The following is a 12,532-nucleotide window of genomic DNA, read 5'->3' on the forward strand; positions in this document are numbered from 1 at the left end:
CCCTTCTTGCTTTAAAATGCGTGGTTTGCGGGCCCGTGCCCGCGTCACTTCCCATCCCGCCCCGCGCCGATGAAACAGTATCTCGACTTCATGCGCCATGTGTACGAGCATGGCACCGAAAAGGCCGACCGCACCGGCACCGGCACGCGCTCGGTGTTCGGCTACCAGATGCGCTTCGACCTGCGCGACGGCTTCCCCGTGGTCACCACCAAGAAGCTGCACCTGAAGTCGATCATCCTGGAACTGCTATGGTTCCTGCAGGGCTCGACCAATGTGCGCTGGCTGCAGGAGAACGGGGTCTCGATCTGGGACGAATGGGCTGACGAAAACGGCGAACTGGGCCCGGTCTACGGCTCGCAGTGGCGCTCGTGGCCCACGCCGGACGGCCGCCACATCGACCAGATCACCGACCTGCTGAACCAGATCCGCGCCAACCCGGACTCGCGCCGCCTGATCGTCTCGGCCTGGAACGTGGCCGATATCCCGCGCATGAAGCTGCCGCCGTGCCATGCGTTCTTCCAGTTCTACGTGGCCGATGGGCGCCTGTCGTGCCAGCTCTACCAGCGCAGCGCCGACATCTTCCTCGGCGTGCCGTTCAATATCGCGAGCTACGCGCTGCTGACGCACATGATCGCGCAGCAGACCGGGCTGGAGGTCGGCGACTTCATCTGGACCGGCGGCGACTGCCATATCTACAGCAACCACTACGAACAGGTGCAGACGCAGCTTTCGCGCGAGCCGCTGGCGCTGCCGACGCTGAAGATCGTGCGCAAGCCGGACAGCATCTTCGACTATCGCTACGAAGACTTCGAGCTGGTCGGCTACCAGTCGCATCCCGCCATCAAGGCACCGGTGGCTGTATGACATTGCTGACCCTTGTCGTCGCCCGCGCCCGCAACGGCACCATCGGCCGCAACAACACGCTGCCGTGGCGCCTGCCGGAAGACCTGGCGCATTTCAAGCGCACCACCATGGGCGCGCCGATCATCATGGGTCGCAAGACCTGGGACTCGATCGGCCGGCCGCTGCCGGGGCGCCGCAATATCGTGGTGAGCCGCAATACCGCACTGAAACTGGAAGGCGCGGAAGTGGCCGGCTCGCTCGAAGACGCGCAATTGCTCTGCATCGGAGCCGAGCAGGTGTTCCTGATCGGCGGCGCACAGCTCTATGCCGAAGCGCTGCCCAGCGCGGACCGGCTTGTGGTGACGGAGATCGATGCCGATATCGAGGGCGATGCGTTCTTTCCCGCCATCGACCGGACGCAGTGGATTGAGACGTCGCGGGAAACGCATCATTCGGAAGCGAATGGCTTCGACTACGCGTTTGTGACTTATGATCGGCCGCCTTCGGGGGAAGAGTGATCGGTCGGTCAGCCACGCTTTTTGGTTACTTTTTGTCGCTCGGACAAAAAGTGACTCGCCGGCTACGCCGGCGAAACAGCAGTGCCTGCCAAGCCCGACAACCCAATCACAACCCCCCAAAAAAAACCGCCTGATTTTCAGGCGACCTTTTTCGTTCAGATGCGACGTTCCGTCAATTGCCCGCGATCGTCATCTGTTCGATCAGAATCGACCCCGTCTCCTTGGTCCCGCGCACCAGCGAATCCGAGCCGATGGCAACGATCTGGCGGAACATCTCCGCCATGTTGCCGGCAATGGTGATCTCTTCAACCGGATACTGGATCTCGCCGTTCTCCACCCAGTAGCCCGAGGCGCCGCGCGAGTAGTCGCCGGTCACGTAATTAACACCCTGCCCCATCAGTTCCGTCACGAGCAGGCCAGTGCCGAGCTTCTTCAGCATGCCGGGGAAATCGTCGCTGGCCGTCGCCAGACTGCTGCTCAGCGTCAGGTTGTGCGAGCCGCCGGCGTTGCCGGTGGTCTGCATCCCGAGCTTGCGCGCCGAGTAGGTCGAGAGGAAGTAACCCTCGACCACGCCGTCGCGCACCACGTCGCGCTCGCGGGTGCGCACGCCCTCTTCGTCGAACGGCGCGCTGCCCATGGCGCCGGGTACGTGCGGCCGCTCATGGATCTGGATATGCGGGGCGAACACCGCCCTGCCCAGCGAGTCATGCAGGAAGGTGGACTTGCGATACAGCGCGCCGCCCGAGACCGCCTGCACGAAGGCGCCGAGCAGGCCGGCGGCCAGCGGTGCCTCGAACAGCACGGGGCAGCGGCGCGTCGACAGCTTGCGCGCGTTGAGGCGGGCCAGCGCGCGTTCGGCGGCATAGCGGCCGATGTCTTCCGGCGCGGCCAGCGCCAGCGGCGAACGCTTGGACGAGTACCAGTCGTCGCGCTGCATGCCGCTGCCGGAGCCTGCGATCGGCGCGCAGGAAATGAAGTGGCGCGAATACGGATAGCCGCCAGTGAAGCCACGCGTGGTGGCCAGCACGAACTGCGAATGCTGCGCCGATACGCTCGCGCCATCGCTGTTCTTGATGCGCGGAGACACCGCCAGCGCGGCCGCTTCGGCGCGGCGCGCGATGTCGATGGCGCCTTCGGCATCGATCGTCCAGGGGTGGAACAGGTCCAGGTCGCGCGGCTCGCGTTCGAGCAGTTCTTCCTCGGCCAGGCCGGCGCAGTCGTCCTCGGCGGTGAAGCGGGCGATGTTGTAGGCCGCCTCGGCCGTGGCGCGCAGCGCGGCCGGCGAGAAGTCGGAGGTGCTGGCATTGCCGCGGCGCTTGCCGATCAGGACCGTCACGCCGACCACCTTGTCGCGATTCTGCTCGATGGTCTCCACCTGGCCCTTGCGCACCGACACCGACAGGCCGCTGCCCTCCGAGATCTCGGTCGCGGCGTCGGTCGCGCCGAGCTCGCGTGCCACACGCAGCACATCTGCCGCCATCTCGCTGAGCTGGGCCTGGGTATAGGTGAAATGCGCGGTCTGTTCGGCGATGGGGTCCATGCTGGGCGGTGTCATCTAAAGTCCAAGCGGGAATCATAGCAAGATAAAATGCCGTCCATGACGCGAAATTCCCGTAACTCCCCCGGCTCCCGCTTTCCTGGCGCCTTTGCGCCGGAACCCGATATGGACGAGCCCAAAAGCAAGTCGCAGAAGAAACGCGACATGACCGCCCTGCAGGCCGTTGGCGCTGAACTCGAAGCCCTGCCCAAGGACCGCCTGGCACGCGTGCCGATGCCCGAAGCCCTGGCCGACGCCATCCACGAGGCGCGCCGCATCACCAGCCATGAAGGCAAGCGGCGGCAGATGCAATTCGTGGGCAAGATCATGCGCGGCCTGGAAGACGATGAAGTGGAGGCCATCCGCGCCGCACTCGAAGGCTTCAAGGGCACCAGCAAGGCCGAGACCGCGCGCATGCACCTGATCGAGCGCTGGCGCGAGCTGCTGCTGGCCGACGATGCCGCGCTGACCCGCTTCCTGGGCGAGCATCCCGGCATGGACGTGCAGACAGTGCGCAACATCATCCGCAACGCCCGCAAGGAAAAGGAGCAGGGCAAGCCCCCGCGCTACTTCCGCGAACTGTTCCAGGCCATCAAGACCGCGCTGGACGCAAAGGACGCGGCAGCAGCAAGCGAGCAACCCCCTACTCCGGAGCCCGACGCATGACGCAGACCACGCAGCCGATCGCCCGCAACCACCCCGATGAGCTGGTGGTGGGTTTTGTCTCCATTTCCGACCGCGCTTCGGCGGGGACCTATCAGGACGAAGGCATCCCGACCCTGCGCGAATGGCTTGGCCGCACGCTGACCACGCCCTGGCAGGGCGTCGAGCGGCTGATCCCGGATGAGCAAGCGCTGATCTCGCGCACGCTGATCGACCTGGTCGACGTGGCCGGCTGCGACCTGGTCCTGACCACCGGCGGCACCGGGCCCGCGCGCCGCGATGTCACGCCCGAAGCTACGCTGGCAGTGGCCACCAAGGAAATGCCCGGCTTCGGCGAGCAGATGCGCCAGGTCAGCCTGCAGTTCGTGCCGACCGCGATCCTGTCGCGCCAGGTGGCGGTGATCCGCGAAACGGCGAGCCGCGCGGCGCTGATCATCAACCTGCCCGGCCAGCCGCGCGCCATCCGCGAAACGCTGGAAGGCCTGCGCGACGATGCCGGCAAGCCGGTCGTCCAGGGCATCTTTGCCGCAGTGCCCTATTGCATCGACCTGATCGGCGGCCCCTACGTCGAGACCGACGAGAGCGTGGTCAAGGCCTGGCGGCCCAAGCACGCGATCCGCAGTAAGCCTGCCGCCTGAGCGGCGGTACTGAGCGGCAATACTGAGCGCCGGCACCGCCGGGGCTCAGCGCAGCCCCAGGTAGAGCCCCACCGGCACGAACAGCACGGCGCCGATATTGCCGAGCAGGACAATCGACGCCACCTGGTCCGGCTCCTGCCGGAAGTGGTCGGCCACCAGGAAGTTCAGTACCGCCGGCGGCAGCGCGGCGAAGACAAAGAGCAGTCCGCGCTGCAGCTCGGTCAGCGGCACCCAGTGCGCGAGCGGCAGCGCCACGGCGACGCCCGTGAGCGGACATGCCACGGCCCCCACGATGCCCATGCCCCAGTTGCGCAGGCTCACGTCCTTCATGCGCACGCCGAGCGCGAACAGCATCAGCGGGACGGTGGCATCGCCAAGCAGCTTGATGGACTGGTAGACCGGCTCCGGCAACGCGAACCACGGCTTGGCCAGCGACAGCGCGACCCCGGCCACGGTAGCCAGCACCATCGGATTGCGCGCGATCTGCGCGATCGAAGCATGGCGGTTGACGATCTTCATGCCGATCGTGAAATGCATCAGGTTCGATGCCGCGAACAACGCCACCGCGGGCGCCAGGCCCGCCGGCCCGAAGGCAAAGACCGACAGCGGCAGCCCCATGTTGCCGCAGTTGTTGAACATCATCGGCGGCACGAAGGTACGCGGATCGACGCGCAGCGCGCGCGCCGCGATCCACGCGAGCATGCCGGAACCAATCACCACCGCGATCGCGCACGCAAGCAGCACGAGCTGGTCGGCCAGCACGAAGTCCTTGCTGACGAAGGCCGACACCACCAGCAGCGGCGCGATCACGTCCAGCGTCGCACGGTTGATGCCCGCCATGTCCGGGTGCGCCTTGCGCCCGTATAGCCACCCCACCAGGATGATCAGGATGACCGGCGTGATGATGGAGATGATGCGGGCAAACATGGATCGGGAGGAACGGCGAGCAGAGAGCGGAGAGCGGCTGCCGGCGTGGCGCAGGCGGGCGGCGTGACCGGCCAACGGCCGGTCCGCCGGTTCTTCATTATTGCGTGGCAGCGTCAGCGCCCGGCGTGGCGGGCGCCGCAGCGGCAGTGGCCGCAGCAGGCGTATGACGAATGAAGTGCGTGCGGTAGTAGCGCAGCTCCTCGACCGACTCCAGGATATCGGCCAGCGCCGTATGCAGCTGGCGCTTGACGAAGCCCTTGTGAATGGCCGGCTCCCAGCGCTTGCACAGCTCCTTGAGCGTCGACACGTCCAGGTTGCGGTAGTGGAAGAACGCCTCCAGCTTGGGCATGTAGCGCGCCATGAAGCGACGATCCTGGCAGATCGAGTTGCCGCACATCGGCGACTTGCTGGCCGGCACCCAGCGCTTGAGGAAGGCCAGCAGCTCGGCCTCGGCCTGCTCTTCGGTGAGCGTAGAAGCCTTGACCTTGTCGATCAGGCCCGAGCGGCCGTGGGTGCCCTTGTTCCAGTTGTCCATGCCGTCGAGCACGGCGTCGGACTGGTGGATCACCAGCACCGGACCCTCGGCCAGGATATTGAGTTCGGAATCGGTCACCACGATCGCGACCTCGATGATGCGATCGGTTTCCGGCGACAGGCCGGTCATTTCCATGTCCAACCAGATCAGGTTGTTTTCACTCTTGACGGATTTGGCGGCGGCTTGGCTTGTCATCTGGACTGCGGTGTCTGGCGGTAGGGAAAAGCGCCGCGGAAGTCCCGCGCGCGCGAACAACTTATAATTCTCGCATATCCGTCCGCCGTGTCCGTCGCAGCGCACCTGCGCCACCCACGCGGATAACCTGCGCAGCGTCGGCCACATATGGCCATCGCTGCCTTCGCCGACAAGGCTCTTGCCGATGTTCACGCTCATCTTCCTCGCCGCGCTGGTCGCCATGGTACTGACCAAGCTGTGGCTGGCGGCCCGCCAGGTCCGCCATGTTGGCCAGCACCGCAACGCCGTGCCGCCCCGCTTTGCCGACACCATTGCCCTGTCTTCCCACCAGAAGGCCGCCGACTACACCATCGCCCGCACGCGGCTTTCGATGCTCGAGGTTCTGGCCGGCGCCGCGGTGCTGATCGGCTTCACCATGCTGGGCGGCCTGCAGTGGCTGAACCAGTTCTGGCTCGACCTGTTCGGCCCGGGCTACGCCTACGGGGTGGCGCTGATCGCAAGCGTGGCGCTGATCGGCGGGCTGGCGGAGCTTCCCTTCACGCTGTACGGGCAGTTCGGCATCGAGGAGCGCTTCGGCTTCAACAAGATGACCGTGGGCCTGTGGCTGGCCGACATGGTCAAGATGCTGCTGGTCGCCTGCGTGCTCGGCCTGCCGCTGCTGCTCGCGGTGCTCTGGCTGATGGACCGCGCCGGCAGCCTGTGGTGGGTCTGGACCTGGCTGGTATGGATGGCCTTCAACCTGCTGCTGCTGGTGGTGTTCCCCACCTTCATCGCGCCGCTGTTCAACAAGTTCGAGCCGCTCGACGATGAGTCCCTGCGCCAGCGCATCGAGGCGCTGATGCAGAAATGCGGTTTTGCCAGCAAGGGCCTGTTCGTGATGGACGGCAGCAAGCGCAGCGCGCATGGCAATGCCTATTTCACCGGCTTTGGCGCGGCCAAGCGCATCGTCTTCTTCGACACGCTGCTGGCGCGCCTGTCGGGCGACGAGATCGAGGCGGTGCTGGCCCACGAACTCGGCCACTTCAAGCGCCGCCACGTGGCCAAGCGCATCGCCGTGACCTTTGCGCTGAGCCTGGTCTTCCTGGCGCTGCTGGGCTGGCTGTCGACGCGTACATGGTTCTATACGGGGCTGGGCGTGGTGCCGAACCTGGGCGTTTCCAACAGCGCGCTGGCGCTGGTGCTGTTCTTCCTGACGCTGCCGGTCTTCACGTTCCTGCTGGGCCCGCTGTCCAGCCAGTCGTCGCGCCGGCACGAATTCGAGGCCGATGCCTTTGCCGCGGACCAGACCAACGCCGGCCACCTGGTCTCGGCACTGGTCAAGCTGTACAAGGACAATGCCTCCACGCTGACCCCCGACCCGCTCTACAGCGCGTTCTACTATTCGCACCCGCCCGCCGCGCAGCGGATCGACCGGCTGCTGGCGCACGCATGAGCCGCACCAGCCGTCACCGTACCGCCGGCGGTAATTCCGGCACCGGCAAGACCGCCGAAGGCGCCCTGGTCATCGCCGCGCATGGCCGCCACTATGTGGTCGAGCTGGCCGACGGCACGCACATGCACGCCTTCCCGCGCGGCAAGAAGAGCGACACCGCGGTGGGCGACCATGTCAGCGTGGAACGCACCGCGGTCGACCAGTGCGTGATCACGGCCGTCAGCCCGCGCAAGAACCTGCTGTACCGCTCCGACCAGTTCAAGTCCAAGCTGCTGGCCGCGAATATCGACCAGGTAGTCGTCGTGCTGGCCACCGAGCCCGGATTTTCGGAGGACCTGCTCGGGCGCGCGCTGGTCTCGGCCGAGGCCATGGAGATCCGCCCGCTGATCCTGCTCAACAAGACCGACCTGCCCGACCGCCTCGACGAATCCCGCCGCCGGCTCGCGCTGTACCGGGACCTGGGCTATGACACGGTCGAGCTGTCGGTGCACGGTGACCCGGCCAATGCCCTGGCCGCGCTGAAGCCGCGTCTCGCGGGGCTCGCCAGCATCCTGATCGGCCAGTCGGGCATGGGCAAGTCCTCCCTGCTCAACCTGCTGATCCCGGGCGTGGAGGCGCAGACGCGCGAGATCTCCGCCAAGCTCGATTCCGGCAAGCACACCACGACCTTCACGCGCCTGTACCACCTGCCGCCCGAGTGGGGCAACGTGGATGGCCGCGAGGGTTGCCTGTTCGATTCGCCCGGGTTCCAGGAATTCGGCCTGCACCACCTGAGCGAAGGCATGCTGGAACGCGCCTTCCCCGAATTCCGGCCGCGCCTGACCGAATGCCGCTTCTACAATTGCCACCACGTCAACGAGCCAGGCTGCGGCGTGCTGGCCGCGGTGGAGAACGGCGGTATTGCGGAGCGCCGCCACCAGCTCTACACGCAGCTCCTGCACGAATCCAGCCAGCAGAAGCCCTGGTAGCCGTGGTATGGTGGCTGCACCTGCGTTGCCGGTGCGCTGCCCATGAAACTGCTGCTGTCCGCCACCTCGATCGTGCACGCGGCGCACTGCTGCAACGTGTTGCGCGCTGCCGGTATCCGGGCCGAACTGCGCAACACGTGGCTCTCAGGCGCGATCGGCGAAATCCCGTTTCGCGAAAGCGCGCCGCAGGTCTGGATCCTCGAGGATCACATGGAGGCGCAGGCCTGGGCCGCGCTGAAGACGGCGGCGGAACCGCCGCCGGGCCCGCGCTGGCAGTGCCGCCACTGCCAGGAATGGCATGAGCCGCAGTTCGGCGCCTGCTGGCGCTGCGGCGCGTCGCGGGATTAGATCAGCCGACCCAGAGCGCCAGCGACAGCATCGCCAGCAGCAGCATCCACAGCACCACGGCGCGCCACACCAGCCCCACCGCAGACTGCAGCGTACGCACGCCCGGCTCCGCGCCGAACTCGGGCGCGGCGGGCTCGGGACCGTTGTCGTTTTCCATGCCAGGCGCGTAGTCGATCGCGGGGCCCGCCGCCATGCTGGTGCGAAGCACGACGCTGGAATCGTCTTCCGGCAATGGCGTGCCCAGGCGCACGCCGAGCGCCCCGCCACCGCTTGCGAGCAGGATGCCGTTGACCGCGTCGTTCCACTTGCGGGCGTGGTTGCGCCACGCGTAGACCGCGTCCTCGAAATTGCCCACGATGGCAAACCCGATCGCCGTCAGCCGCGACGGCACCCAGTCCAGCAGGTAGAACGCACGTGCAGCGAAGCGGCCGAGCGCCGGGCTGCGCTCGGTCGACGGCAGGTTCCACTGGCGGCCCAGGAATTCCGCCGCGCGGTACAGCACCACGCCGCCCGGCCCGATCGGCACCAGGAACCAGAAGAACACGCCGAACACATGACGGTGCACGGCGACGATCGCCGCCTCGAGCGTATGGCGCACGATCTCGGTCACCGGCATCTCGATGGTCTCGATGCCGGTCCATTCGTGCAGCAGCGCGCGCGCGGCAAGCAGGTCGTCGCGGTTCAGTGCCTCGTGGATATCGGTGAAATAGTGGCTGAACTGGCGGAAGCCCAGCGTCATGTACAGCACCAGCACGTTCCACGCGAGCGTGAGTGCAATGCTGATCGACGCGAGCAGGTAGTGAACCACCATCACGGCCAGGGTGAGCGGCAGGACCACCGTGAGCCACGCGAGCGCGGCGTCGCGCGGGCGGCCGGTGTCGAACGCGTGTTCGGCGCGGTCACCCAGCGCACGCACGATCTCGTGGATCGGGTTGTTGCGACCCAGGGCGCGGAACTGCTCTGCGATCAGCGCCAGGAGAACGGATACGAAAGTCATCTCGGTACCGGGTAACGGGCCCGGCGTCGGCCAGGCCGGAAACTAGGGGCGGCAACCTGCCGGCGATGTGCCGGGCCGGTCGCAAATGCATAGCGAGAAGATAGCACAGCGGTACATGCCCGACGACGGTACCGCCGTAAAAGGCAAACAGCCCGCGGGCACGGGCCGGCGGGCTGTGATGGATGGCGGCGCAGCGCGTCACGCACCGCACCAGCCTGGCCCTGGGCTCAGGGCAGGTCGAAGACCAGGACTTCGGCGCCTTCGCCCTGCGTCAGCGCAAGGGCGTCCACGGACTCCAGCTTGGCCGCGTCGCCGGTTTCCAGCGTCTGGCCATTGATGGCGATCCGGCCACGCGCCACATACACGTAAGCACGGCGTCCGGGTTGCAGCGCCAGCGTGGCGGACTCGTCACCGTCGAACAGGCCGGCGTACAGGCGCATGTCCTGATGCACGAGCACCGAGCCTTCCGCGCCATCCGAACTTGCAACCAGGCGCAGCCGGCCACGCTTGTCCGCCGCATCGAAGCGCTTTTCCTCGTAACCCGGCTCGATGCCGGTCAGGTTCGGCATGATCCAGATCTGCAGGAAGTGCGTGGTGTCGTGGGCGGCATGGTTGTACTCCGAATGCCGCACGCCGGTGCCCGCGCTCATGCGCTGCACGTCGCCCGGGCGAATCACGCTGCCGTTGCCCATGCTGTCCTTGTGCGCCAGCTCGCCTTCCAGCACGTAGCTGATGATCTCCATGTCGCGGTGGCCATGGGTGCCAAAGCCCATGCCGGGGGCGACGCGGTCCTCATTGATCACGCGCAGCGGGCCGAACTGGATGTGCTGCGGATCGTAGTAGTCGGCAAAGGAGAAAGAGTGATACGACTTCAGCCAGCCATGATCCGCGTAACCGCGCTCTTCAGACCTTCTAATTTCAATCATTTTGATGGCCCTCCTTGTGGCCCTGGCTTGCCCTCCCCTTGCAACATAGTGCCGTGGGATATGGCGTTTGCTTACGATGCTAGGAAGTTTAGGCGCAGTGGCGTATATTGGACGGCATCGTCTTAGAAGCATTCGTTCAGATTTTCTGAATATCCGAATATGCCACTCTCCCTCGAATCCCTGGAAGTCCTGGACGCCATCGAGCGCAAGGGCAGCTTCGCCGCCGCCGCCCACGAGATGGGCAAGGTGCCCTCCGCGCTGACCTATGTGGTGCGCAAGCTCGAAGAAGACCTGGACGTGCTGCTGTTCGACCGCCGCCGGCATCGGGCCGAACTGACGCCGGCCGGGCGCGCGTTGCTGGATGAAGGGCGCCACCTGCTCCACGCGGCGGATGACCTCGCGCGCCGGGTCAAGCGGCTGGCCACGGGCTGGGAAGCCACGCTGACCATCGTGGTGGACGACCTGATCAACTTTCGCGCGCTGCTTCCCGTCATCCAGGACTTCTACGACGAAAACACCGCGACCCGGCTGCGCTTTGCCAAGGAAGTGCTCGGCGGCGCCTGGGATGCACTGGTCAGCAACCGCGCCGACCTGGTGATCGGCGGCGCCTATGACGCACCCAGCACGCAGGGCTTCCAGATCCGGCCGCTGGGCAGCATGCCGTTCGTCTTCGCCGTGGCCGCGCACCACCCGCTCGCGACCGAGGAAGGGCCGCTGACGACGATCCAGATCGCCAAGCACCGGATCGTGGCGGTGGGCGACACCTCGCGCAACCTCCCGGCGCGTACGCATGGCGTGCTGGCCGGGCAGGATGTACTGGTGGTGCCGACCATGCGCGACAAGCTCGAAGCGCAGATCCGCGGCCTTGGCTGCGGCTGGCTGCCGGCGCCGATGGCGCAGCCGCACATCGAAAGCGGCGTGCTGCAGGCGCGCGAGACCGTCGAAGTGCGCGCTCCGGGCAACTTCAAGGTGGCCTGGCGCACGAGCAACCGCGGCAAGGCGCTGCAATGGTGGGCCGGCAAGCTCGAGGACCCGCGGCTGGCGCAGGCGCTGCTGCAGCAGCAACCGGACCTGGGCGGCTGAGGCGGGGGATACGCGCATGGCAGTACCCGCCAGCGGCTACCGCGGCCGCTTTGCTCCCTCACCCACCGGCCCGCTGCACATGGGTTCGCTGGTCACGGCCCTGGCCACCTGGCTCGACGCGCGCGCGCACGGCGGCCAATGGCTGGTGCGGATCGAGGACATCGACTACCCGCGCTGCGTGCGCGGCGCCGACTCGGATATCCTGCAGACGCTTGAACGGCTGGGCCTGATACCGGACGAGCCGCCCGTCTGGCAAAGCCGGCGCGAGGCGCTGTATGCCGACGCGCTGCAGCGCCTGGATGCAGCCGGACAGCTCTACCCATGCGGCTGCTCGCGCAAGGAGATCGCCGATTCGCTGCTGCATGTGCGCGAACGGCACCAGACGCTCGGCTACCCGGGCACCTGCCGCAACGGGCTCAACGGCAAGCTGCCCCGCGCATGGCGCGTGCGCGTGCCGGATGGCCCGGCAGCCACCATCTGCTTCGACGACCGCTGGCAAGGCCGGCAATGCCAGGACCTCGAAACCGAGGTGGGCGACTTCGTGCTGCGTCGCGCCGACGGGCTCTGGGCCTACCAGCTCGCGGTAGTGGTGGACGACGGCCTGCAGGGCATCACGCATATCGTGCGCGGCGCCGACCTGCTCGACTCCACGCCGCGCCAGATCCACCTGCAGCACCTGCTCGGCCTGCCGACACCCGCTTACCTGCACGTGCCCGTGGTGGTCAACGCCATCGGCGAAAAGCTCAGCAAGCAGAGCGGCGCGCAGGCCATCGACACGCGTGCCCCGCTCGACGCGCTGCGCGCGGCCGGCGCGCATCTCGGGCTACGGAATGAAGGGAAGGATGTGGAGGACTGGCTCGATCGAGCCACCGCGGACTGGCTGCAGCGCCTGGCGGCGCTGCCTGCCGCGGCCAGGCGCTGA

At 66.8% G+C, this 12,532-nt stretch carries 14 protein-coding genes; 9 read left to right on the plus strand and 5 right to left on the minus strand.

Features of this window, described 5'->3' with window-relative positions:
- The first annotated feature begins 69 nt into the window (after window positions 1-69).
- Window positions 70-864 (plus strand): thymidylate synthase, encoded by a 795-nt coding sequence (locus CupriaWKF_RS11785; protein WP_276098052.1) that lies wholly within the window; start codon window positions 70-72, stop codon window positions 862-864.
- Window positions 861-1,361 (plus strand): dihydrofolate reductase, encoded by a 501-nt coding sequence (locus tag CupriaWKF_RS11790; protein ID WP_276098053.1) that lies wholly within the window; start codon window positions 861-863, stop codon window positions 1,359-1,361. The genes CupriaWKF_RS11785 and CupriaWKF_RS11790 overlap by 4 nt, the downstream gene beginning before the upstream one ends.
- Window positions 1,362-1,533: 172 nt before the next feature.
- On the opposite strand, the gene pmbA is transcribed toward CupriaWKF_RS11790, so the two are convergent.
- Window positions 1,534-2,901, minus strand: coding sequence for a metalloprotease PmbA (pmbA, locus tag CupriaWKF_RS11795; protein WP_276100781.1), 1,368 nt, complete (start codon window positions 2,899-2,901; stop codon window positions 1,534-1,536).
- Window positions 2,902-2,958: 57 nt separating this feature from the next.
- Between pmbA and yjgA the strand changes: the two genes are divergently transcribed.
- Window positions 2,959-3,564 carry a ribosome biogenesis factor YjgA gene (gene yjgA / locus CupriaWKF_RS11800; RefSeq protein ID WP_276098054.1) on the plus strand — a complete coding sequence of 202 codons (606 nt, stop codon included), beginning with the start codon at window positions 2,959-2,961 and terminating at the stop codon, window positions 3,562-3,564.
- Window positions 3,561-4,199 carry a molybdopterin adenylyltransferase gene (mog, locus tag CupriaWKF_RS11805; protein WP_276098055.1) on the plus strand — a complete coding sequence of 213 codons (639 nt, stop codon included), beginning with the start codon at window positions 3,561-3,563 and terminating at the stop codon, window positions 4,197-4,199. Before yjgA ends, mog begins: the two co-directional genes overlap by 4 nt.
- 45 nt (window positions 4,200-4,244) lie before the next feature.
- On the opposite strand, the gene CupriaWKF_RS11810 is transcribed toward mog, so the two are convergent.
- Both CupriaWKF_RS11810 and orn read right to left on the minus strand, forming a co-directional pair.
- Complete coding sequence (locus CupriaWKF_RS11810; RefSeq protein ID WP_276098056.1) at window positions 4,245-5,126, minus strand: AEC family transporter; 882 nt, start codon at window positions 5,124-5,126, stop codon at window positions 4,245-4,247.
- Between the two features lie 97 nt (window positions 5,127-5,223).
- A complete protein-coding gene (gene orn / locus CupriaWKF_RS11815) occupies window positions 5,224-5,856 on the minus strand; it encodes an oligoribonuclease (RefSeq protein ID WP_276098057.1) in 633 nt (210 codons plus the stop codon).
- A gap of 184 nt (window positions 5,857-6,040) precedes the next feature.
- Here orn and CupriaWKF_RS11820 point away from each other — a divergent pair, with 184 nt between their 5' ends.
- The 3 genes from CupriaWKF_RS11820 to CupriaWKF_RS11830 are packed head-to-tail and all read left to right on the plus strand — an operon-like array spanning window position 6,041 to window position 8,604.
- On the plus strand, window positions 6,041-7,288 hold the full coding sequence (locus CupriaWKF_RS11820) for a M48 family metallopeptidase (protein WP_276098058.1): 1,248 nt from the start codon (window positions 6,041-6,043) through the stop codon (window positions 7,286-7,288).
- A complete protein-coding gene (gene rsgA / locus CupriaWKF_RS11825) occupies window positions 7,285-8,256 on the plus strand; it encodes a ribosome small subunit-dependent GTPase A (RefSeq protein WP_276098059.1) in 972 nt (323 codons plus the stop codon). Before CupriaWKF_RS11820 ends, rsgA begins: the two co-directional genes overlap by 4 nt.
- A gap of 42 nt (window positions 8,257-8,298) precedes the next feature.
- Entirely contained in the window at window positions 8,299-8,604 is a 306-nt protein-coding gene (locus CupriaWKF_RS11830) for a DUF2007 domain-containing protein (RefSeq protein WP_276098060.1), read from the plus strand.
- A gap of 1 nt (window position 8,605) precedes the next feature.
- On the opposite strand, the gene CupriaWKF_RS11835 is transcribed toward CupriaWKF_RS11830, so the two are convergent.
- Both CupriaWKF_RS11835 and CupriaWKF_RS11840 read right to left on the minus strand, forming a co-directional pair.
- Window positions 8,606-9,601, minus strand: coding sequence for a CobD/CbiB family protein (locus CupriaWKF_RS11835; protein WP_276098061.1), 996 nt, complete (start codon window positions 9,599-9,601; stop codon window positions 8,606-8,608).
- Between the two features lie 227 nt (window positions 9,602-9,828).
- Entirely contained in the window at window positions 9,829-10,527 is a 699-nt protein-coding gene (locus CupriaWKF_RS11840; RefSeq protein ID WP_276098062.1) for a pirin family protein, read from the minus strand.
- A gap of 159 nt (window positions 10,528-10,686) precedes the next feature.
- Between CupriaWKF_RS11840 and CupriaWKF_RS11845 the strand changes: the two genes are divergently transcribed.
- Both CupriaWKF_RS11845 and gluQRS read left to right on the plus strand, forming a co-directional pair.
- Window positions 10,687-11,610 carry a LysR family transcriptional regulator gene (locus CupriaWKF_RS11845; protein ID WP_276098063.1) on the plus strand — a complete coding sequence of 308 codons (924 nt, stop codon included), beginning with the start codon at window positions 10,687-10,689 and terminating at the stop codon, window positions 11,608-11,610.
- 16 nt (window positions 11,611-11,626) lie between these two features.
- Window positions 11,627-12,532 carry a tRNA glutamyl-Q(34) synthetase GluQRS gene (gene gluQRS, locus CupriaWKF_RS11850; protein WP_276098064.1) on the plus strand — a complete coding sequence of 302 codons (906 nt, stop codon included), beginning with the start codon at window positions 11,627-11,629 and terminating at the stop codon, window positions 12,530-12,532.

Source organism: Cupriavidus sp. WKF15, from assembly GCF_029278605.1.
GTDB lineage: Bacteria > Pseudomonadota > Gammaproteobacteria > Burkholderiales > Burkholderiaceae > Cupriavidus.

Excerpts from the sequence above, each read along its gene's own strand:
- rsgA (WP_276098059.1), top strand. The coding sequence starts at position 7,285 with ATGAGCCGCACCAGCCGTCACCGTACCGCCGGCGGTAATTCCGGCACC.
- CupriaWKF_RS11845 (WP_276098063.1), top strand. The coding sequence starts at position 10,687 with ATGCCACTCTCCCTCGAATCCCTGGAAGTCCTGGACGCCATCGAGCGC.
- CupriaWKF_RS11835 (WP_276098061.1), bottom strand. The coding sequence starts at position 9,601 with ATGACTTTCGTATCCGTTCTCCTGGCGCTGATCGCAGAGCAGTTCCGC.
- yjgA (WP_276098054.1), top strand. The coding sequence starts at position 2,959 with ATGACGCGAAATTCCCGTAACTCCCCCGGCTCCCGCTTTCCTGGCGCC.
- mog (WP_276098055.1), top strand. The coding sequence starts at position 3,561 with ATGACGCAGACCACGCAGCCGATCGCCCGCAACCACCCCGATGAGCTG.
- gluQRS (WP_276098064.1), top strand. The coding sequence starts at position 11,627 with ATGGCAGTACCCGCCAGCGGCTACCGCGGCCGCTTTGCTCCCTCACCC.
- pmbA (WP_276100781.1), bottom strand. The coding sequence starts at position 2,901 with ATGGACCCCATCGCCGAACAGACCGCGCATTTCACCTATACCCAGGCC.
- CupriaWKF_RS11840 (WP_276098062.1), bottom strand. The coding sequence starts at position 10,527 with ATGATTGAAATTAGAAGGTCTGAAGAGCGCGGTTACGCGGATCATGGC.
- CupriaWKF_RS11820 (WP_276098058.1), top strand. The coding sequence starts at position 6,041 with ATGTTCACGCTCATCTTCCTCGCCGCGCTGGTCGCCATGGTACTGACC.
- CupriaWKF_RS11810 (WP_276098056.1), bottom strand. The coding sequence starts at position 5,126 with ATGTTTGCCCGCATCATCTCCATCATCACGCCGGTCATCCTGATCATC.
- CupriaWKF_RS11830 (WP_276098060.1), top strand. The coding sequence starts at position 8,299 with ATGAAACTGCTGCTGTCCGCCACCTCGATCGTGCACGCGGCGCACTGC.
- orn (WP_276098057.1), bottom strand. The coding sequence starts at position 5,856 with ATGACAAGCCAAGCCGCCGCCAAATCCGTCAAGAGTGAAAACAACCTG.
- CupriaWKF_RS11790 (WP_276098053.1), top strand. The coding sequence starts at position 861 with ATGACATTGCTGACCCTTGTCGTCGCCCGCGCCCGCAACGGCACCATC.
- CupriaWKF_RS11785 (WP_276098052.1), top strand. The coding sequence starts at position 70 with ATGAAACAGTATCTCGACTTCATGCGCCATGTGTACGAGCATGGCACC.